Here is a 19,431-nt window from a genome sequence, read left to right as displayed (position 1 = left end):
AATCCTCCCCGGAACGCCTGTGTCGTTTTTTTGGCATTCCATCCGCCTATTTATTGTTTGCGGGCTTATGGTACATTGTACTTTTTGGGATACAAAAGGAAATGGAGTATCTTGCACCCTTGATGGAAAATTTTGTACCCGGAAATGAAAAAAGGGTTTTACTTTTGAACCCAAAAAGGGTAAAATAAGAAAACAGGATCGATGGGGCAACCTATAGACGAAATTTCGCGTAAAGGCAGAAAGACGAAGACATGTGTGTAGAGACAAAAAAGCAGCAGGCAGGCGAGATTTTCATCGACGAGATGGATCCTACTTTCCTCTTTATATGGAAGGGAACCAGGCAGAAGGGGATGAAGGCATCCGAATACCGCAGCCACGACTTCCTGGAGATTGCGTATATTTTCTCAGGTGAGGGGAAATATCGCATTGAGGACACTATTTACACGGTGCAGGAGGGAGATCTGCTCATCATCAATCCCGGAGACAGGCACCAGTCCTTGAACTGTCCCGAGGCGGAGACGCCGTCCACGGAATTCTTCGTGGGCTTTTCGGATATCCGGATCGCGGGCTGCAAGGACAATTTCCTGCCGCTTCCCGACGGGCAGCATATCCTCCACACCACGGGGGAGCTGCGCCAGAGGCTGCTGCGGATCTGCTCCGCCATGGAGGCGGAGAACGCCGTGCGCAGGCAGGGGCGGTATTTCATGATGAAGGCCTATCTGATGCAGATGCTCCTTCTGGTGATCAGGGAGCGGTGCGAGCCCATGGAGCGGCCGGTGGGCTGCGCCTTTGAGTCCGCCAACAAGAAATACGTGGTGGAGCAGATCATGAACTATATCGAGGATCACTACAGCGAGAAGATTTCCCTGGATCAGATTGCGGAGAACATGTACTTAAGCCCGTTCTATATCTCGCGGATCTTCAAGAGCGAGACGGGGAACGCGCCGATCAGGTACCTGATTAATATCCGGCTGGAGAAGGCCAAGGAGCTGCTGGAGGGCGGTTATGAGGGGAGCATCCAGGAGGTGGCGGCCCAGGTGGGCTATGACGACGCGTACCATTTCAGCAAGCTTTTCAAGAAGCGGTACGGGATTTCTCCCTCCCAGGCAAGGCACGGCTGGGTGGACACATGACGGGAAAACATCAGACGTTAGATTTTTGAAAAGATGTTTCAACCAAAAACGGAATGGAGGTAAGAGATGAAGTATTTTTTTGAATCAGTGGTCGAGAAGAAGGAAAAGGGCTATATGATTCAGATTCCCTTCAATGTATGGGAAGTCTGCAAGCAGAGGGACGTCATCAAGGGCGAGGTGATTTTGGACAACAAGCTCATCAACTGCGAGCTGCTCCCCAAGGAGAAGGGCAATTATGAAATCCATATCGGGGATGAGGATGCCGTCAGCGTGGAGCTGGGAGTGCCGCACAAAATCGTGCTCCACATCACGGGATCCCTGATTCGCATGGATCAGAACAGCCCCTACAGCGTGGAGAATCCCATCCGCAAGATTGACAGCATAAATGTCATCATCCAGCCGGAAGACGGGCTCTGCGGCCAGTCCTGCGTGGCCATGCTGGCGGGGAATACCATAGCGGAGGTCATTACCGTCATGGACTGCAGGGAGTGGCAGGCTACTATGGGCATGATGATTTCCGCCCTGAACTATTACGGAATCGACCACGCTGATGTCATCAATTATACGGAAGGGAGAGACACCGTGCTGCCCAGGTGCTGCATCATGATGGAGAAGATGGGACGGTTCTGTCATTACCTGGTGCATTTTGACGGGAAATACTATGACTCCAACCTGGGCGTGCTGGAGGAGTATGACATGTCCAAGCTTCTGGGGTATCTGGAGATCAAGTGTTAGTACGGAAGATGGGCATTCGCTGTCTGGGTTAGTAAAAGGGCCTTCGCAGTTTTCCAGTGGCTGCGAAGGCCCTCTTTGTAAGATTTGCCATGGACCGAGCGCCGGAGCCGTCATTTGGATACATAAAAGAACGGCCGCACGAATATAGATACCATAAGCAAAGACGGCAGCCGCTTTCCGGATTCCGGGACAGCGGCGGTTTCAGAGGGAAGGCTGTATGGAAATCTATGTGGTGAGACCCGGGGACAGCGTGGACAGCATCGCCAGGGCGCTGGACGCCAATGTAGAACTGCTGATATATGACAATCAATTGGTGTATCCGTATGAGCTTGCCGTTGGGCAAGCTCTTTTGGTAAACGGCTACGCCGGGGAGGCGGACAGGGCGGCAGCGGTCAGCGGCTATGCCTATCCCTTCATCAGCCCCTGGGTGCTGGAACAGACGCTGCCCTTCCTGACGGAACTGCGCGTCTTTTCGTACGGATTTACGGAAGAGGGCGCGCTCCTGCCGCCGAACCTGGGGGACGATGCCTGGATGATCGCGGAGGCCGTCCGCTTCGATGCCATGCCCATCCTGACCCTGACGCCCTTCGGCCCCGACGGGAACTTCAACAACCGGCTCATACATTCCGTGGTGAACAATGAGGCGTATACGGCGAACCTGATCCGCAATCTGCTGGATGCCATGGGGGAGAAGGGGTATGTGGGCGTGGACATCGACTTCGAGTACATCCTGGCCGAAGACAGGGATGCCTTTTCGGATTTTGTGCGGCAGGTGGCGGAGGCCATGCGGGAGGAGGGCTACCAGACCTCCGTGGCCCTTGCCCCAAAGACCAGCGCGGACCAGGAGGGGCTGCTGTACCAGGGGAAGGATTACCGGGCGCTGGGGGAGGCGGCGGATCATGTGCTGCTGATGACGTACGAATGGGGGTATACTTACGGCCCGCCCATGGCCGTAGCCCCCATAAACCAGGTGCGCAGGGTGGTGGAGTACGCCCTGACCGAAATCCCTGCCTCAAAGATAGACTTAGGCATCCCCAACTACGGCTACGACTGGCCCCTGCCCTATGAGAGGGGCGTCACCAAAGCGGCCACCGTCAACAATGTGCAGGCCGTTCGGATTGCCGTGGAGCAGGGAGCGGAAATCCGTTTCGACGATGTGGCGGAGAGCCCTTATTTCAAATATACGGCTGACGGAGTCGCCCATGAGGTGTGGTTCGAGGACGTGAGGAGCCTGTCGGCCAAGTTTTCCCTGATGGAGGAGTACGGCCTGCGGGGCTGCGGCTACTGGCAGATTATGCAGTGGTTCCGGGCCAACTGGCTGCTTCTGCGGGACCGGTTCTATATCCGGAAAGAATGAACAGACTGGATGTACTGCTTGGGAGAATGGCCCATCTGGTGCATAAAGATGCTGCAGAAATAGGTGCGGTCAATGCCCGGCATGTGGGCCAGGCTGGAGACGGAGCATATTCTGAAAGCCGGACGGGAAATGCAGATTTCTGAAAAAATATGTAGATTTATTTTGATGAATATGGTACTATAAGCATGAAGAGAGGGCATAATATATGCGAAAGAAGGGAGGAGGTAATATGGCCACGTCTACTTTTGGCAAACAATTTTCTGTAAGGGCGAACAAAGCTGCCGAGTTTGTATCAGAGATGTCGAAAACAGTACATCCTACGCTGCGTAAAGATTTTCATTCCCATTCAGCCAATTTGGCCCAGGATACCGATTTGAGAGAAAAGATGAAAAGGGCGTTAGGAAATAGATGAAAGCATACAAGGTGATAGCGTTAGGCGTACTTTTGAACGATGAATATGATATAAGCAAAATTGAGCAATCCTTTAAAAAGTTCTCTTGTCAACGGGAAGTTGATTTAGAGAATTTTTTAATAAATAAGGCAGTCACATATGAAAGGGCAAATATTGGAAAAACATACCTGCTCATTGACCTTAATGAACTTGAGCAGGGCATTTTTTCTGTTATGGCCTATTATACAATTGCACAGAAAGCAATCGATATATCAGAACTATCTGCTAAAAGAAAGAGGAAAATGTTAGGAGACTACCCGGGAAGAGACTCTCTGAAAAGCATACCAGCATATCTAATAGGACAGTTGGGCCGAAACGATGCATATAAAGCCGATGAAATAAGCGGCGAGCAGATATTGAATGAATGCTATCATTCAATCAGCATTGCAGCGCAGGTGGTCGGTGGCAATTTGGTCATTTTAGAGTGCAGAGAAAAGATGTTTGAGTGTGTCTATAAAGACAAAGGATTCCGCAAATTATATGATGAGCTGAATGAAGAAAAATTATATACACTGTACAAAAAGATTGACTTCACTGAATACTGGAGCCGTTACTATAATACATAAAAGTGCGCCGGGATTGGTGGCTTTATGTCAAGGATAAGCCATCCCGCGCTTTTTCCGGAGAATGCGGTATAGGATTCTCTTGCACTGGCGGGAAATGGAAGATTTTAGTGAAGGCCTAAGTGTGTAAGGAGGCAAGATGCTATGAGAATGTACGATATCATCATGAAAAAAAGGAACGGCGGCGAGCTCTCAAAGGAAGAGATAGACTTCTTTATCGGGGGCTACACAAAGGGCGAGATTCCGGACTACCAGGTGTCAGCCCTGATGATGGCGATTTATTTCCGGAAGATGACAGAGGCCGAGACCCTGGCTCTGACCATGGCCATGGCGGACAGCGGCGACAGGCTGGACCTGTCCGGCATCAGGGGCGTAAAGGTGGATAAGCACAGCACGGGAGGCGTGGGCGACAAGACGTCCCTGGCCCTGGCTCCCATGGTGGCCGCCTGTGGCATCCCCGTGGCGAAGATGAGCGGCAGGGGGCTGGGCCATACCGGCGGCACCATCGACAAGCTGGAGAGCTTCCCGGGCTTCACCACGGCCCTCACCACGGAGCGCTTCATTGATAACGTGAACCGGATCGGCATCGCCATCATGGGGCAGACCGCCGACCTGGCCCCCGCGGACAAGAAGCTCTACGCCCTGCGGGACGTGACGGCCACGGTGGACAATCTGTCCCTGATTGCCAGCTCCATCATGAGCAAGAAGCTGGCCGCCGGGGCGGATGCCATCGTGCTGGACGTGAAGACGGGCAGCGGCGCGTTCATGAAGCAGGAGGCGGAGGCAAAAGCCCTGGCGGAGGAGATGGTGAAGATCGGAAAGAACGCCGGGCGCAGGACCGTTGCGGTGATCTCCGACATGGACCAGCCCCTGGGCTTTGCGGTGGGGAACGCCCTGGAGGTCAGGGAGGCCATCGAGACCCTGAGGGGAAACGGCCCCGAGGACTTCCTGGAGCTGTGCCTGACTCTGGGGAGCCAGATGCTGATGGCGGGCGGAAAGGCGGAAAGCGCCCGGGAGGCGGAGGAGATGCTGCGGGCTGTGATTGCGGACGGTAGCGCGTTGGGCAAGCTTGCGGAATTCGTGGAGGCCCAGGGCGGGGACGGCAGCGCCGTGTACCATCCCGAGCTCCTGCCCCAGGCGGCCATCCAGGAGCCTGTGGCAGCGCCGGAGAGCGGGTATCTGTCCCGTATCGTCTGCGATGAGGTGGGTATCTGCTCCCTGATATTAGGCGGGGGCCGGGAGACCAAGGAGAGCGAGATAGACCTGTCCGTGGGGCTGGTGCTGTGCAAAAAGGTGGGAGATTACGTGGAGGCCGGAGAGCCCCTGGCGGTGATACACGCCAATGACGCCGACAGAGCGGAACAGGCCCGGGCGCGCTATCTGAAGGCCTGCACCATTGCCGGAGAGGCCCCGGAGAGGATGCCTTTCATCAAGAACATCCTCCGGTAGGGCGTCATTCCTCCGGCAGGCCCGGATGAGAGGACGCCCGGGAGGAAAGGGGGCATAGTTTTAAGGCGGCGGTAATATAATGGGAATATGAAAAGAAACAATGACCGCATCCAGAGGAACGAGGAGAGAAAGGAATCCCTGATCGACTCCCTGCGGTTCCCCAAGGACATCTGCATGGGCGCCATGAAGGTGACGCTGACGGGCAACCGGGAGGCATGGATCGAGAATTACAGGGGGCTTCTGGAGTATACGGAGAGCCATATACTGCTTCAGGGCAGGACTTGTCAGGTCTGCTTTGAGGGGGCCAGGCTTTCCATCGATTATTATACCAATGAGGACATGAAGATCAGCGGATGCATCAGCTGTGTCAGGTATCTGTGAAGGAATGTGCCGGAAGCGGAATGGGCTTCCGGCGCATGCGTATAGAGCGCGGCAAACCGGAGGGCGATTGCGGAATCGGAAAGGAACAGGCCATGATTAGATTTCTGAAATATATGAAGGGATATCTGCGCGTCCGCGTCTGGGGCTTCTCCCCGGAGCGGTTCATGAACCTGTGCAGCAATAAGGGCATACTGCTGTGGGACATCGTCAGGGAGGGCGATGTCTACTACATGAACATCACCCTGAAGGGATTCTGGGAGATAAGGCCTATCGCAAAAAAGACAGGGACAAGGGTAGCCATACTGGAAAGATATGGACTGCCCTTTTTTCTGCCCGGGCTTCTGAAGCGCAAGATGTTCGTCCTGGGGCTGGTTCTGGCCGTCGCTTTCTGGATGCTGTCCTCTCTGTTCATCTGGGACATCCACCTGAGCGGAAACTATCAAATCACCGATGATGTGTTCCAGAACTTCCTGAAGGAGAACCAGGTGCGGATCGGCATGCGGCGGGACGACCTGGACATCCAGGAACTGGAGAAGCAGATACGCAGACAGTTCCCTCAGATCACCTGGGCCTCCGCCCGCCTGGACGGCACGAAGCTGCTGATAGACATCAAGGAGAACGATGCCCCCATGAGCACGGAAGAGCAGAAGAACACGCCCGGGACGGATCTGGTGGCGGAATACGATGGCAGAGTGGTGTCGATTATCGTCAGGAGCGGCGTCCCGAAGGTGGCGATCGGCGACACGGTGGAGAAGGGGACGGTGCTGGTGGAGGGAAAGGTCCCCGTCTACAATGAGGACGCCACCGTGCGGGAGTACAGCTACGTGGACGCGGACGCGGACATCATGCTGGAGCACGCGTCGGCGTTCACCGCCAGCCTGCCCTTCGACCACATCGAGAAAAAGTACACGGGCCGGGAGAAGAGCAGCCATTACATAAAGCTGGGGGAAAGGTCTTGGGCGATGCCGGAGGACCGTCCCTTCCTTGTCTACGACAGCGTAATCAGAGAGAGCAGGCCCCTGATGCTGGAGAAGCTGTCTGTGCCTGTGTTCTGGGGCACCGTGACGTACCGGGAGTATCAAAATATGGAATACAAATATACGGAAGAAGAGGCAAGAGCGCATCTTAATCAAAAATTAATGGATTTTCTTGCAGAATTAGAGGAAAAAGGGGTACAAATTATTGAAAAAAATGTTAGAATAGAAAAAGGCAGCGAAGCATGGGCGCTGACGGGGGAATTCCTGGTGCAGGAGCCTGTGGGGAAAAGCGCTGAAACGGAAAGAATCGAGGTTGGGGAAACAGGGACAGATGGATGAATTTACGGTAAGGATGGATATGCCTACAGCGCATATGCAGAAGATATTCGGTATGCAGGACGCATACGTGAAGAAGATGGAGCGGGACTTTGGCGTAGCCATCGTAGACCGCAACGGGCAACTGACGATTACCGGAAAAGAGGAGATGGTGAAGCGGGCCAGGAGCGTCCTGGAACAACTGTCCATCATTTCCGGCAGGGGAAACGAAATCGAGGAACAGAACGTGGATTACGCGATTGCTTTGGGGATGGAAGAGAAAGAGGAGGCGCTGGCGCAGATAGACGGGGACTGCATCTGCCACACGGTGAACGGCAAGCCGATCAAGCCAAAGACGCTTGGGCAGAAGGCATATGTGGACGCTATCCGGAAGAATATGCTGGTATTCGGCATAGGCCCGGCCGGAACGGGGAAGACCTATCTGGCCATGGCCATGGCGATAACGGCATTCAAGAACGATGAGGTGGGCAGGATCATCCTCACCAGACCTGCCATCGAGGCCGGGGAGAAGCTGGGCTTCCTGCCGGGAGACCTGCAGAGCAAGGTGGATCCCTATCTGCGGCCCCTGTACGATGCCCTGTACCAGATCATGGGGGCGGAAAGCTTTGCCAAAAATATGGAGAAGGGCCTGATAGAGGTGGCGCCCCTGGCCTACATGAGAGGGCGCACGCTGGACAATGCCTACATCATCCTGGACGAGGCCCAGAACACCACGCCGGCCCAGATGAAGATGTTCCTGACCCGCATCGGTTTCGGCTCCAAGGTGGTGGTCACGGGGGACGATTCCCAGAAGGATCTGCCTCCGGACGCGAAATCAGGGCTGGACATCGCCGCCAGGGTGCTGCGGGGGATAGACGACATCGCTTTCTGCACACTGACCAGCAAGGACGTGGTGCGCCACCCGCTGGTGCAGAAGATCGTCAAGGCCTATGAGGACTTCGAGGGAAAGGAAGCGGCCAGGAGCCGGAGGAATAAGGAACGCGGTGTGAAAAGAGGCGCCCGCTGAGAAGCTTAAGCTTCACACAGAAGAATGCCCATAGTGCGGGCATTCTTCCGGACTGGGGTCAGGGGAAGGAAGCGACAGGGATGAATTTATACATGGAGAACGAGACGGAGCGGGAATTTCACTTTTCCGCGGAGGATACGGCAAGGCTGGTGTGCGAGGCGGTGCTGGAGGCGGAGGGCTGCCCCTATGAGGCCCAGGTGAACGTCCTGCTGACGGACGACAGAGGCATACGTGAGATGAACCGGGAGTACAGGGGCATTGACAGGGAGACGGACGTCCTCTCCTTTCCCAATGTGGACTTTGAAGAGGAGGGTGTCTTCGACATCGGCGAGGACAGCGAGGCGGATTATTTCGACCCGGAGACCGGGGAGCTGGTGCTGGGGGATATCATGATTTCCGTGGACAGGGTGTATGGGCAGGCGCAGGAGTACGGGCACAGCGTCAGGCGGGAATTCGCTTTCCTTGTGGCCCACAGCATGCTCCACTTGTGCGGCTATGACCATATGGAAGAGGAAGAGCGGGCGCGGATGGAGCGCAGGCAGGAAGAGATACTGACGGGATTGGGCATCACGAGAGATTGATTGAGGGACGGCGGATGAATCAGGCAGAGGCAAAAAGGCGCCAGGCGGAGGCGCTTTCCGATATATTGATGTTCGTTGCGATATATGTCCTGGGAGGGCTGACGGGAGATAACGGAATCACATATACGGCAGTGGCCGTACAGGTATGTACGTTATTTTGGATTATGATAAGCGGAGGTCTGTCGGACGCGCTTGGGAGGCTGCTGCGCTCCAGGAAGAACAAGGGACAGTACAGGAATATCGCCAGGATGCGTGGCAGCGCCATGCTGTTCCAGTCCATACTGGGGCTGGCAGTGAGCCTGTGCCTGGCAGCGCTTTCCGGCGTGGTGGCGGAGAAGCTGTTCCGGATCCCCTATAGCGGGCTGATTCTTCTGGCCATGTCCCCGGCCGTGCTGCTGCGGACAGTCTCCGCGGTGCTGGCGGGCTATTTCCAGGGGGAGGGCTCGGAGGCGCCGAGGGCCATAGCCGGAATCCTGCGGCAGGCATTCCTGCTGGGATTCGGAATCCTGTTCTGCCATCTGGTGGGAGGCTATGGGGAAAAGGTGGGCAGCTTGCTGCGGCAGGAGAATTTCGTGGCCATGTACGGCGGCCTGGGAATCGCCCTGGCTGTGAACCTTTCGGAGCTGCCGGTAATCCTTTTCCTTGGTCTCGTCTACAGAGGGAGCCGCCGCTCCGAGCGGAGGGCAAAGCAGGAGGGGATGTATGCGGCGGACTCTGCCTGGGACTGCGCCAGGTATCTGCACAGCGCCAGATGGCCTCATTGGGCCACGGATCTGTGCGTGTTCCTTCCCTTTGCGCTGGGGCTGCTGTTCCTCGGCGGGAGCGGGGAGGCCGGAGGGCAGACGGCTGTGGATTACGGCCTGTATGTGGGGAAATATCTGGTGGTGTGCGGGATCGTCACGGCCTTGGTCAGGATTGCGGTATTGCCGGTGATTGCCAGGATCTTCCAGTGCTTTAAGCGGGAGGAGAACCGCTTCGCCAGGACGGTGTTCCAGAGCGGAGTCCATATCGGCCTGGTGCACGGCATCTTCCTGGCAGTGTTCGTGGCGGTGATGGGGGAACAGATTGCGGATCTCCTGCATCCGGAGAACGCGCAGACCGCGGCCCGCATGCTCCGACAGGGCTCCGCATTGATTGTGCTGATCCCGCTCTGCGGATATTTCAGGAGGCTCCTGCACGCGATGGGGAAGAAATATTCTGTGCTGGCAGCGGCCTGCGGGGCGGATGTGGTCTTCTCTATAGCCGTCCTGGCCGGCATGGGCAAGGTGGGCGTCCTGTCCCTTGTGTACGGCGGCCTGGCGGCGGGCGGGGTCCTGTGCGTGGTGCTGGGTGTCTTTGCTTACAGGCAGATGCGGGTGCGGCCTGACTGGCTGGGCACTTTTGCGATACCCTTGGGGGCCGGGGGCGTGGCAGGGCTGATATGCCTGCTGATGAGGAAGCTGTTCGCAGCGCGTCTGGGCAGCCTGGCCATGCTGCTTGTGGCGCTTGCGGTGGCGGGACTGATATACTGGATTATGCTTTTGCTGCTCCGGAATTTCAAGGAACAGGAGCTGGAGGTGGTTCCGGGCGGGCGGCTGATCGGCAGGCTGGGGCAGCTGCTGCGGATTTTTTGAGGCAAAGGGGTCTGGATTTGTATAAATAGTAGGAAAATAGCTGATACTGATTACGAATAGAAGAAGAGATGTCCGTGGAAGGTGATTTCCAAGGAGAATACTATGAAGTATGTAAAATGTATCAGCTTATTCATTGTATATCCCCTGCTGGTGCTGGGGATTGGTTTTTATGTGGGCGTGAAGTCCTCCTGGTTCTTTTACCAGAGAGAGGAGGCCGGGGAGGATGCGGAGATTCCCCGGGCCTCTGTGGAGAAGAGCGCGGAGAATGGACAGGCCTCTGGCCAGAAGGCGGGATCGGTGCCGGAGGAGACGGAGCCTGGAGCAGAAGGAGACGGAGCGGAGGGGCCTGCTGAGACGGCGGAGGACGCGGAGGAAGTCATGGTCTCCGCGGAGACCCTGTGCGTGGACACCAAGTACGTGCTGGAGGAGACGGATGTGCTGTACCACACGGTGGTGGAGACCACATGGCGGCTGCCGGACAAATACGTGGGCATGAACAGGGAGCAGTTCCTGCAGGCCATGGAGGTCTATGAGGCTTTCCCTCCGCTGTCCGAGCTGGAGCGGGGCTTCGTGGGGCTGGAGGTGCTGTCCTTCTCCAGGGAGCGGGTGGTGGTCAGGATGGACTATAAATTCGTCCAGCCCAGCAGCAGCTTCTATCTGGCGGCATACGACAATGAGGTAATCGTCTATCTGGAGGACAGGAAGACCGTGTATATCGAGACGGACATCAGCCTGGATTCCCTGCCGGCACATCTGCAGCAGAACATCATCGATATGATGTGGATCAGGGACGAGGAGGAGCTTTACAGCTTTCTGGAGAATTATTCAAGTTAGGACAGGAGAGCGGTTCATGGGAAATACAGTGGGCATCGTAGGCGGCGGAGCCGCCGGGATGATGGCGGCGATCGCGGCGGCCAGGGGCGGGGCGAAGGTCACGCTGCTGGAGGGGAATGACAGGCTGGGAAAGAAGATACTGTCCACCGGCAACGGGAAATGCAATCTGGGAAACGAGAGGCTTGGCATCGAGGACTACTACACAGGATGTCCGGATTTGCTGGAGAAGCTCCTGGGGCAGTTCGGCACGGCGGACACAATCTCCTTTTTTCAGGGGATCGGACTGATGGTAAAGAGCAGGAACGGCTATCTGTATCCGGCCTGCGAGCAGGCGGCGGCAGTGCTCGACGTGCTGCGCTATGAGGTCAGGGCCGCGGGCGTGGAGGTGGCGACGGATTTTAAGGCGGAGTCCATCCGGCTGGGCAGAAGGGCAAGGCAGTTCAACGTTCAGGGCAGGGAGGGCGGCCGCTCCTTTGACCGGGTCATCCTGGCCTGCGGGGGGAAGGCGGTGCCCAAGACAGGCTCTGACGGCAGCGGATACCGGCTGGCGGAAGGGCTGGGGCACAGCCTGGTTCCCACAGTCCCGGCCCTGGTACAGCTCAGATGCAGGGAGGACTGCCTGAAGGCAGTAGCCGGAGTCAGGGCGGATGCGGAGCTGTCGGTCTGCTGGCAGGGGAAATGCATAAGCAGAGAGCGTGGGGAGCTGCAGCTGACGGAGTACGGAATCTCAGGGATTCCCGTGTTCCAGCTGAGCCGTACCGTGAATTACATATTATTGGGGAAGAATCCCGGGGAGGCTGGCCGCGGCGGAGAAGGAGACGCTTCTCTCAGGCATCCGGATAATGCGACAGATCAGACCGCTGCTGGAGGATGCGCGTCAGCGAGGCGGGGAGAGAAAAGAAGACAGGGAAATAAGCCAAAGGAGCCTGGCAGGGAAGTGGAGGTTGTCATCGATTTCCTGCCGGATTACACGGACAGTGATTTCGCGGCGATGTGCGCGGGCAGGAGGCTTCTGCAGGGGCAGCGCACCGTGGAGGAGTTCTTTACAGGGATGCTGCATAAAAAGCTCATGACCCTCTTCATAAAGCTGGCCGGACTGAAGGCCACGGAAAGCGTAGGAGAGGCGGACGAAAGGAAGCTGGCGAAGGTCTTCGCGCTGTGCAGGCATTGGAGCGTCCATGTGGTGGGCAGCAATCCCTATGACAGCGCCCAGGTCTGCGCAGGGGGAGTGCCCCTGGACGAGGTGACGGAAGAATTGGAGTCACGCCTGGTGCCGGGCCTCTATTTTGCCGGAGAGCTTCTGGACGTGGACGGCAGGTGCGGCGGCTACAATCTCCAGTGGGCCTGGTGCAGCGGCTTCATAGCGGGATGCGGGGCGGCAGGCTGCAGGGAAAAACGGATTTCCCGCGTATAAGGACAGGAGGTTTGGATGCTTCGGGTCAATCAGGTGAAATTGAGGACAGGGCATACGGCGGCGGAGCTTAAGAGACAGGCCGCATCCATATTGCGGGTGCCCGAACAGAATATAACGGAATTGAAAATTATCCGGCAGTCCATCGATGCCCGAAAAAAGCCCGTGATTTTCTACAGCTATTCCGTGGATGTGGCTGTAAAGGACGAGGACAGGATTCTACATAGGTTCCGGGGGAAGGAAAATCTGGTGTGCAGATCCGAAGGGCCGGAAGGAGGGCGTTGTGCGTACCGTTTCCCGACACCCGGAAATCGGGAACGGAAAGCCCCCGTGGTCATCGTGGGGACAGGACCGGCAGGGCTGTTCTGCGGCTATTTCCTGGCGCTGCACGGCTATAGGCCCATACTGCTGGAGCGGGGGAAATGCGTAGAGGAGCGCAAACGGGACGTGGAGGTTTTCTGGGAGAACGGGAAGCTGAACCCAGCCTCCAATGTGCAGTTCGGCGAGGGCGGAGCAGGAACATTCTCCGACGGGAAGCTGAATACGCTGGTAAAGGACAGGGACGGCAGGAATAGAGCGGTACTGGAGACCTTCGTCAGATTCGGCGCAAAGGAGAGCATCTGCTATGAGGCCAAGCCCCACATCGGCACGGACGTGCTCTGCGATGTGGTGAGGCGTATGCGGGAGGAGATTATCCGGCTGGGCGGAAAGGTGTTTTTCGAGAGCCGAGTGGCGGATATCCATGTGGAGGCTGGGCGCGTGAAGGGCGTGACTGTGGAGAGGCCTGCCGTACAGGGGGAGCGCTCTACAGTAGCGGGGCATTCCCTGGAATGTGGAAACCCTATGGACGGAGCGTGCCTTACGGATGAGAAGCCCAGGCAGTACCTGGAATGCGGCCAGCTTGTGCTTGCCATCGGCCACAGCGCCCGGGACACCTTCTCCATGCTGCTTGACAGGGGAGTGCCCATGGAGGCCAAGTCCTTTGCCGTAGGGCTTCGGGTGGAGCACTCCCAGCGGATGATCGACATCAGCCAGTACGGCACGTCAGAGCCGGGAGGCCTGGGCGCTGCCCCCTATAAGGTGACCGCGAAAGCCAGAGACGGCAGGGGCGTCTATTCCTTCTGCATGTGCCCCGGCGGCTACGTGGTCAACGCCTCCTCCGAGGAAAACCGCACGGCAGTCAACGGCATGAGCTACAGCGCCCGGGACGGCAAAAACGCCAACAGCGCCATCATCGTCACCGTCACGCCGGATGACTTCGAATCGGAGCATCCTTTGGCTGGAATCGCGTTCCAGCGTCGGCTGGAGGAGCGGGCATATGCCGTGGGCGGCGGAAAGATTCCGGTACAGCGGTACGGCGATTTCAAACGGTGCGTGGAAAGCAAGCGGCACGTGGAAGGGGACGGGGCCGAAGGAATCCGGGAGCGGGCAGGAGATTTCGCCCAGGGCATAAACGGGCAGGGAATAAATGCGCAGGGCGGGGATTGCCAGGAAACTGATGCCCAGGACACTGCTGGCAAGCTGTATCCCCAGTGCAAGGGAGCGTGGGCCTGGGCCGATGTGAGCCGCATCCTCCCCAAATCATGCAACCAGGCCATCTTGGAAGGAATGGAGGTTTTCGGCAGGCAGATTGCCGGATTCGACAGCTCGGATGCCTGCCTGTCCGGTGTGGAGAGCCGCACCTCGTCACCGGTGCGGATTCACCGGGACGAACAGTTCCAGTCGGAAATCCGTGGACTATATCCCTGCGGAGAAGGAGCGGGCTATGCCGGAGGAATCGTTTCCGCGGCCATGGACGGCATCCGGGTGGCAGAGGCCATCGCCAGGGAGTATGCGCCATAAAAGAGATACGGCAAGCAAGAGCGGCATCACCAGATCAATCATAGGGAAAAGGAAGAGAGGGGACAAGAATCATGAACATGGACGAAAGAATCGCACGAATCAACGCGCTGTACCATAAATCCCAGAACGAGGGCCTGACCGAGGAGGAAAAAGCGGAACAGGCCCGCCTGCGCAAGGAGTACGTGGCAAGCGTCAGAGCGAACCTGCGTGGCCAGCTTGACAACATCACCATCGAGCGGCCCGACGGCACCATGGAGAACCTGGGCGAAAAATTCGGCGGCAAGCCCCGCCGCGAAAGCTGAACCTACGACCCATGACACGACCATGCACCGAAAGGACGACAAATGGAACATGACTCGGAAAAGCGCGAAATCAGAAGAAGCATCCTGCGCGAAAGGGACAGCCTGAGCCCGGAAGCCCGAAAGAAAGGCGACACCCTGCTGACGGAGCGCATCCTGGGGCACCAGTGGTTCTGCCGCTCGGAATATCTCCTCTGCTATGTGAGCTACGGGAGCGAAATCTCCACCATGGAGATCCTGACAGAAGCGCTAAAGACAGGCAAGAAGGTATACGTGCCCAAGGTTCTGAAGGACAAAGATCCTGAGATGGCCTTTTTCAGGATAGAAGCCCTGGAAAATCTGGCCCCGGGCTACAAAGGGATTCCGGAGCCCCCGGGAGACGCGCAGCGCTACATCTATACTCCGGACAGAGCAGAACAGACGCTCCTGCTGATGCCCGGCGTGGCCTTTGACCAATTCCGGAACCGGCTGGGATACGGCAAGGGCTTCTACGACAGATACCTGGCGGACAAGCCGGTCCTACAGGCCCACACCATAGCGGTGGGCTATCGATGCCAACTGCGGGAAGAGCTGCCTACCGATCATACAGACATCAGGCCTTACCAGGTCATCTGCGTCTAGCAGTTTACCAGGCAGTGACAGGATGGAATTTTCTGCGCTTCAATGCAAAAAAAGTCGAAATATATAAGTTTATGCACTTCAGTGCAAAAACTTGATTTCTGCAAAAGTTTGTGCTACAATCTCGTTGTAAGGAGAGATGCATCATGATAGACGGCAGCCAACTCAAAAGACGGGATCTGTATCTGGATAAAATCATCGCGTTTCGCGACACAGAACCTGTAAAGGTAGTGACGGGAATTCGGCGCTGCGGCAAATCCAGCCTGCTGAAGCTGATGGTGGCCCATCTGAGGGAAACGGGTGTCACGGCTCCTCAGATCGTGGAGATGAACTTTGAATCCCATGCATTTCAAAAGCTGACTGCGGACACCTTTTATGATTACGTGAAGCAGCGGGTTCTCCAGGGGCAGCGCATGTACTTTTTCTTTGATGAAGTACAGCGGATTGCGGGCTGGGAAGAGACGGTGAATTCTTTCCGTGTGGACTTTGACTGCGATATCTATATAACCGGCTCTAATGCATGGCTGCTGTCTTCCGAATACGCCACTTACCTGGCCGGCAGATGCGTGGAGATTAAGATGCTCCCCCTCTCCTTTGGAGAATTCCTGTATTTCCATGATTTTGAGGTCAGGGAGGGAAAGAGCGCGCTGGGCGGCATGAGGAAACAGGTCTTTGACAAAAGCGGCGAGCGCTACGATATGAGGGAGGTCTTTGAGGCCTATATGCGCTTCGGGGGTATGCCGGGCATTGCGGATGTGGGCCTGAATCAGGAAAGGGCATTGACGCTGCTGGACGGCATATATTCTACTGTGGTCATCCGGGACATCCTGGAGCGGGAAAAGCGCAGAGGGCAGAAGCGGATTACGGATCCGGCGCTTCTTAGAAAGATTATCCTGTTTCTGGCGGACAACATCGGCAGCAGCATTTCCGTGTCCTCCATTGGGAAGACTTTGTCCAATGAGGGGCTTCTGGAGGACGGGAGGAGAAAGGGAACCCCCAGTGCACATACGATCCAGGCCTATGTGGACGCCTTGCTGGAATCCTATTTTTTCTATGAAATCAAGCGTTTTGACATCAAGGGCAAGGAATATCTGCGCACTCTGGGCAAGTTCTATATCGTGGATATCGGTCTGCGCAACTACCTGCTCGGCTTCCGAAACCGGGACAGCGGCCATGCGCTGGAGAATGTAGTGTATTTCGAACTGATGCGCAGAGGCTATGATGTGGCTATCGGAAAGGTGGACAATGCCGAGGTGGATTTCATTGCCACGAAAGCCGATGATAAGCTTTACGTGCAGGTGACGGAATCCATGGCAAGCGAGACCGTCCGAAACAGAGAGCTGGCCCCTTTGCAGAAGATTCCGGACAATTATGAGAAGATTGTATTGTCTCTGAATCCCGGGCTTGATGCTTCCTATGAGGGGATTAAGTCCATGGGCCTGATTGACTGGCTGCTTGCAAGGTGATACAGCTTTGAGACATTGACGGACAGGAGAAAATGGGTTACTATTTATCAGGGAGATGATAGGAGCCATGCTGCACATTGCCATTGTGGACGATGAACAGACGCACAGGGACATCCTGACGAAATATATCGAAGAGTGGAGGGCCAGGGAAGGGCTGGAAGTGGAGGTGGAGGCCTTCACTTCCAGCGAGGCCTTCTACTTTGCGTGGTGCGGGCAGCAGTGCTGCGATGTGCTCTTCCTGGACATCATGATGAGCGGGACGGACAGCATCAGTCTTGCGAAGCGGCTTCGGGAGCAGGGAAAGAAGCTGAACATCATATTCACCACCGGAATCGCCGACTATATGCAGGAGGGCTACGAAGTGGAAGCCATGCACTATCTGTTGAAGCCCCTGCGCAAAGAGAAGGTGTGGGAATGCCTGGATAAGTGCCTGAAGCGGCGGGAGGAGGACGCGGAGTGGATTCTCCTGCCCACGGAGGAGGGGCTGGTGAAGACGGACGTGTCCGGAATCCTCTACGGGGAGGCGGTAGGACATTATTGCGTGCTGGAATGTATGGGAGAGCGCTTACAGCTAAAGCTGGGAATCAGAGAACTGGCGAAGAAGCTGGAAGGGCACGGGGATTTCCTGTTCTGCCACCGCTCCTATCTGGTGAACCTGCGGAGGGTATCCAGGGTAGGCAGGCAGGACATCGGCATGGAGGGCGGCGCGCTGGTGCCCGTGAGCCGCAGAATGTACAATGAGGTGAACGACAGGTTCATCAGGGCATTCGTGGGGCCTGGCCTTACGGAATAAGCATACTAACCATCGCTCCGGGAATCTGCCGGAAGCGCTTTCTGGCAGATAGGACTCGGATCTCCTGCAATCCGTATCGCCATATGCTATGATGCGTAGAAAGGCTGACTGAAAGGCAGGGATATATTGGATGGACCAATACATTATCCTATTATTGATAGCGGCGGTTCCCGGGGCTCTTGTGGGAACCCGCCTGTACGTCCGCCATTTGGCGGAGCGCCAGATTGCCAGATACCAGGATGACCTGACCCGCAGGCACTGCGAGGAGGTGGACAATCTGTACCGCCAGACCAGGGGCTGGCGGCATGATTTCAAAAACCATCTCCAGACCATGCAGGCCTATCTGGAGATGGGACAGACGAAACAGCTTGGGAGTTACCTGCGGGAGCTGACGGATGACTACAATTCTGTAGACATTCAAATCCGCACAGGGAACGCCATGGTGGACGCCATCCTGAACAGCAAGCTTTCCGTGGTGAAGGCCAGGGACATCCGGGTGGATGCCACCGCCGCCCTGCCGCCGGATCTCCCTGTCTCTGAGGTGGATTTAAGCGTCATGATCGGGAACCTGCTGGACAACGCCATGGAGGCCTGCCTGAAGGTGCCGCAGGAGGAGCGGTTCCTGCGCTTCTACATGGCGAAGGTCAGGGACAACCTCTATATCTATGTGATGAACGCCGCGGACGGCGCTTACCGGAAGGGCTTTGGAAAGTACCTTTCCACAAAGGGCACGGACAGCCATGGCTACGGGCTGTACAGAATCGACAAGGTGGTGAAAAAGTACAGAGGATATCTGAACAGGCAGGATGAGGGCAATGTCTTCGCCACGGAGATTCTGCTGCCGCTGTAGGAATCTGCCAAAGGTTCGCCTGCCACAGGATATCTCGGATATGGAATGCATTTCGTGCAAAAGAGGAACCGTTCGTGCAGAAACGGTTCTTTTTTTCGCGGATGCGCTAAAATAGGTTTAGACAGCGTTAGAGAGGCACAGAGTTCAGACCGCTGTCTGGAAAGGATGAAAGCCATGATTGGAGCGCGAAAAGAGCCCAGACGAAAAAAGGAGCCGATGAAGCAAAAGCCAATGGGCAGGACAGGAACCGGGAACGGACCGAAAACCATCCGCAGGGATAAAATCCCGGAGAAGACAGAGAGCACGCCAAGCTACCCCCTGCTCTCCAACATCCGGTATTACTACAGGCTGCTCTACCGGGAATTCCCCCATGTGGCAGTCTACCATGCCGTTACCATGTTTGGCAGGATACTGCTCCCCTTCCTCGGCATCCTGATGCCGGGCATCGTGCTGAGCCAGGTATCGGAGGGCGGGCTTTTTCAGGGGCTGGCAGTGATAGCGCTTGCGGGCGGGGTGGCGCTGATTGCGGAGTCCCTGGTCTCCCAGGCGGGCTCCAAAACCTATTTCTACGAAAATACGTTCCGCAACATCCTGCTGGGCGAGGCCGTCCTGAAGCAGACGAAATGCCTCTATAAATATGTAGAGTACGGTGAATGGAAGAAGGGCATTCCGCAGAAGAAGATTACCAGGCGTGCCTATCAGTCCATGCAGGGTGGAGACTGGGCGGTGAGCTACA

The 19,431-nt window shown here is 56.4% G+C and carries 20 protein-coding genes; all 20 read left to right on the top strand.

The annotated features are described in order from the left end of the window. On the top strand, positions 1–188 hold a 188-nt coding region (locus tag Q2B33_RS10980), incomplete at its 5' end, for a hypothetical protein (protein ID WP_300822957.1). A gap of 63 nt (positions 189–251) precedes the next feature. Continuing rightward, a complete protein-coding gene (locus tag Q2B33_RS10975) occupies positions 252–1,133 on the top strand; it encodes an AraC family transcriptional regulator (protein ID WP_300565738.1) in 882 nt (293 codons plus the stop codon). Positions 1,134–1,199: 66 nt separating this feature from the next. Next, on the top strand, positions 1,200–1,868 hold the full coding sequence (locus Q2B33_RS10970; protein ID WP_296457840.1) for a hypothetical protein: 669 nt from the start codon (positions 1,200–1,202) through the stop codon (positions 1,866–1,868). A gap of 217 nt (positions 1,869–2,085) precedes the next feature. After that, positions 2,086–3,225, top strand: a complete 1,140-nt coding sequence (locus tag Q2B33_RS10965) for a glycosyl hydrolase family 18 protein (RefSeq protein WP_300565735.1) — start codon at positions 2,086–2,088, stop codon at positions 3,223–3,225. Between the two features lie 229 nt (positions 3,226–3,454). After that, positions 3,455–3,637, top strand: coding sequence for a hypothetical protein (locus Q2B33_RS10960; RefSeq protein WP_296457835.1), 183 nt, complete (start codon positions 3,455–3,457; stop codon positions 3,635–3,637). Then, entirely contained in the window at positions 3,634–4,242 is a 609-nt protein-coding gene (locus tag Q2B33_RS10955) for a hypothetical protein (protein WP_300565732.1), read from the top strand. Before Q2B33_RS10960 ends, Q2B33_RS10955 begins: the two co-directional genes overlap by 4 nt. Positions 4,243–4,383: 141 nt before the next feature. Further along, positions 4,384–5,688 carry a pyrimidine-nucleoside phosphorylase gene (locus tag Q2B33_RS10950; protein ID WP_300565729.1) on the top strand — a complete coding sequence of 435 codons (1,305 nt, stop codon included), beginning with the start codon at positions 4,384–4,386 and terminating at the stop codon, positions 5,686–5,688. Between the two features lie 87 nt (positions 5,689–5,775). After that, a complete protein-coding gene (locus Q2B33_RS10945; RefSeq protein ID WP_300565727.1) occupies positions 5,776–6,069 on the top strand; it encodes a YabP/YqfC family sporulation protein in 294 nt (97 codons plus the stop codon). Between the two features lie 92 nt (positions 6,070–6,161). Beyond that, entirely contained in the window at positions 6,162–7,385 is a 1,224-nt protein-coding gene (locus tag Q2B33_RS10940) for a sporulation protein YqfD (protein ID WP_300565725.1), read from the top strand. After that, positions 7,378–8,388: a PhoH family protein gene (locus tag Q2B33_RS10935; RefSeq protein WP_300565723.1), complete on the top strand. Its 1,011-nt coding sequence runs from the start codon at positions 7,378–7,380 to the stop codon at positions 8,386–8,388. The genes Q2B33_RS10940 and Q2B33_RS10935 overlap by 8 nt, the downstream gene beginning before the upstream one ends. Before the next feature lie 80 nt (positions 8,389–8,468). Beyond that, positions 8,469–8,969, top strand: a complete 501-nt coding sequence (gene ybeY / locus Q2B33_RS10930) for an rRNA maturation RNase YbeY (protein WP_300565721.1) — start codon at positions 8,469–8,471, stop codon at positions 8,967–8,969. 14 nt (positions 8,970–8,983) lie between these two features. Next, complete coding sequence (locus Q2B33_RS10925; protein ID WP_300565720.1) at positions 8,984–10,582, top strand: hypothetical protein; 1,599 nt, start codon at positions 8,984–8,986, stop codon at positions 10,580–10,582. A gap of 102 nt (positions 10,583–10,684) precedes the next feature. Then, entirely contained in the window at positions 10,685–11,416 is a 732-nt protein-coding gene (locus Q2B33_RS10920; protein WP_300565717.1) for a hypothetical protein, read from the top strand. Between the two features lie 16 nt (positions 11,417–11,432). After that, positions 11,433–12,830 carry an aminoacetone oxidase family FAD-binding enzyme gene (locus Q2B33_RS10915; protein ID WP_300565715.1) on the top strand — a complete coding sequence of 466 codons (1,398 nt, stop codon included), beginning with the start codon at positions 11,433–11,435 and terminating at the stop codon, positions 12,828–12,830. Positions 12,831–12,845: 15 nt separating this feature from the next. Continuing rightward, positions 12,846–14,669, top strand: coding sequence for an NAD(P)/FAD-dependent oxidoreductase (locus tag Q2B33_RS10910; protein ID WP_300565713.1), 1,824 nt, complete (start codon positions 12,846–12,848; stop codon positions 14,667–14,669). Positions 14,670–14,746: 77 nt separating this feature from the next. Next, positions 14,747–14,971, top strand: coding sequence for a DUF896 domain-containing protein (locus Q2B33_RS10905; protein WP_296477897.1), 225 nt, complete (start codon positions 14,747–14,749; stop codon positions 14,969–14,971). 42 nt (positions 14,972–15,013) lie between these two features. Continuing rightward, positions 15,014–15,589, top strand: a complete 576-nt coding sequence (locus tag Q2B33_RS10900; protein WP_300565711.1) for a 5-formyltetrahydrofolate cyclo-ligase — start codon at positions 15,014–15,016, stop codon at positions 15,587–15,589. 143 nt (positions 15,590–15,732) lie between these two features. Continuing rightward, positions 15,733–17,052: an ATP-binding protein gene (locus Q2B33_RS10895; protein ID WP_300565709.1), complete on the top strand. Its 1,320-nt coding sequence runs from the start codon at positions 15,733–15,735 to the stop codon at positions 17,050–17,052. 55 nt (positions 17,053–17,107) lie between these two features. Continuing rightward, entirely contained in the window at positions 17,108–17,845 is a 738-nt protein-coding gene (locus tag Q2B33_RS10890; RefSeq protein WP_300815451.1) for a LytTR family DNA-binding domain-containing protein, read from the top strand. A 130-nt stretch (positions 17,846–17,975) separates the two neighbouring features. Continuing rightward, positions 17,976–18,695 (top strand): sensor histidine kinase, encoded by a 720-nt coding sequence (locus Q2B33_RS10885; RefSeq protein ID WP_300565705.1) that lies wholly within the window; start codon positions 17,976–17,978, stop codon positions 18,693–18,695. The last annotated feature ends 736 nt before the right edge of the window (positions 18,696–19,431 follow it).

The sequence above is a fragment of the uncultured Acetatifactor sp. genome, from assembly GCF_948601915.1.
Classification (GTDB): Bacteria; Bacillota; Clostridia; order Lachnospirales; family Lachnospiraceae; genus Acetatifactor.
The sequence above is the reverse complement of the archived record's forward strand: the minus strand, read 5'-3'. Positions and strand labels throughout refer to the sequence as shown.

Bases quoted from the DNA above. Each gene is read 5' to 3' on its own strand.
- Q2B33_RS10975 (WP_300565738.1), top strand. From the start codon at position 252: ATGTGTGTAGAGACAAAAAAGCAGCAGGCAGGCGAGATTTTCATCGAC.
- Q2B33_RS10945 (WP_300565727.1), top strand. From the start codon at position 5,776: ATGAAAAGAAACAATGACCGCATCCAGAGGAACGAGGAGAGAAAGGAA.
- Q2B33_RS10970 (WP_296457840.1), top strand. From the start codon at position 1,200: ATGAAGTATTTTTTTGAATCAGTGGTCGAGAAGAAGGAAAAGGGCTAT.
- Q2B33_RS10955 (WP_300565732.1), top strand. From the start codon at position 3,634: ATGAAAGCATACAAGGTGATAGCGTTAGGCGTACTTTTGAACGATGAA.
- Q2B33_RS10950 (WP_300565729.1), top strand. From the start codon at position 4,384: ATGAGAATGTACGATATCATCATGAAAAAAAGGAACGGCGGCGAGCTC.
- Q2B33_RS10965 (WP_300565735.1), top strand. From the start codon at position 2,086: ATGGAAATCTATGTGGTGAGACCCGGGGACAGCGTGGACAGCATCGCC.
- Q2B33_RS10960 (WP_296457835.1), top strand. From the start codon at position 3,455: ATGGCCACGTCTACTTTTGGCAAACAATTTTCTGTAAGGGCGAACAAA.
- Q2B33_RS10905 (WP_296477897.1), top strand. From the start codon at position 14,747: ATGGACGAAAGAATCGCACGAATCAACGCGCTGTACCATAAATCCCAG.
- Q2B33_RS10935 (WP_300565723.1), top strand. From the start codon at position 7,378: ATGGATGAATTTACGGTAAGGATGGATATGCCTACAGCGCATATGCAG.
- ybeY (WP_300565721.1), top strand. From the start codon at position 8,469: ATGAATTTATACATGGAGAACGAGACGGAGCGGGAATTTCACTTTTCC.
- Q2B33_RS10885 (WP_300565705.1), top strand. From the start codon at position 17,976: ATGGACCAATACATTATCCTATTATTGATAGCGGCGGTTCCCGGGGCT.
- Q2B33_RS10890 (WP_300815451.1), top strand. From the start codon at position 17,108: ATGATAGGAGCCATGCTGCACATTGCCATTGTGGACGATGAACAGACG.
- Q2B33_RS10940 (WP_300565725.1), top strand. From the start codon at position 6,162: ATGATTAGATTTCTGAAATATATGAAGGGATATCTGCGCGTCCGCGTC.
- Q2B33_RS10895 (WP_300565709.1), top strand. From the start codon at position 15,733: ATGATAGACGGCAGCCAACTCAAAAGACGGGATCTGTATCTGGATAAA.
- Q2B33_RS10925 (WP_300565720.1), top strand. From the start codon at position 8,984: ATGAATCAGGCAGAGGCAAAAAGGCGCCAGGCGGAGGCGCTTTCCGAT.
- Q2B33_RS10900 (WP_300565711.1), top strand. From the start codon at position 15,014: ATGGAACATGACTCGGAAAAGCGCGAAATCAGAAGAAGCATCCTGCGC.
- Q2B33_RS10915 (WP_300565715.1), top strand. From the start codon at position 11,433: ATGGGAAATACAGTGGGCATCGTAGGCGGCGGAGCCGCCGGGATGATG.
- Q2B33_RS10920 (WP_300565717.1), top strand. From the start codon at position 10,685: ATGAAGTATGTAAAATGTATCAGCTTATTCATTGTATATCCCCTGCTG.
- Q2B33_RS10910 (WP_300565713.1), top strand. From the start codon at position 12,846: ATGCTTCGGGTCAATCAGGTGAAATTGAGGACAGGGCATACGGCGGCG.